This window comes from Rhodosalinus sediminis, from assembly GCF_003385555.1.
Lineage (GTDB): Bacteria > Pseudomonadota > Alphaproteobacteria > Rhodobacterales > Rhodobacteraceae > Rhodosalinus > Rhodosalinus sediminis.
The window spans coordinates 1-317 of record NZ_QOHR01000116.1 but is presented as its reverse complement, the minus strand read 5'-3'; the positions used below and the strand labels follow the sequence as shown (position 1 = coordinate 317).

Here is a 317-nt window from a genome sequence, read left to right as displayed (position 1 = left end):
GCAGGGTCTGGATCAACAGCTTGACCCTGACGTGGCCGCCGGCCTGAAGCGTGCCCGCGAGGCCGAGGAATACTGCGCCCGCGAAGAGGAAGGCGCCGAACTCTGCCAGCGAGGGGATCGTCAGCCCCGGCGGCGGCAGGTCCACGAGCCGCGCGGCGCGGTCGATCAGCCGGCCCGCGATCTGCAACAGCACCAGCACCGCGATCAGCCCGAAGGTGACGGCAGCCAGCCACAGCGCCCCGGCGTAGAGGCGGTCGAGTATCCGGCGCATCCCGGCTCTCCGATATTGTCAGGGTGCGGAAGGGCGGGGCCGCACG

The 317-nt window shown here is 71.3% G+C and carries 1 pseudogene; it reads right to left on the bottom strand.

Going from position 1 to position 317, the window contains the following annotated elements:
- Nucleotides 1-271: pseudogene (locus tag DRV84_RS15340) on the bottom strand (TRAP transporter small permease); the annotation flags it as partial.
- Nucleotides 272-317: the final 46 nt, after the last annotated feature.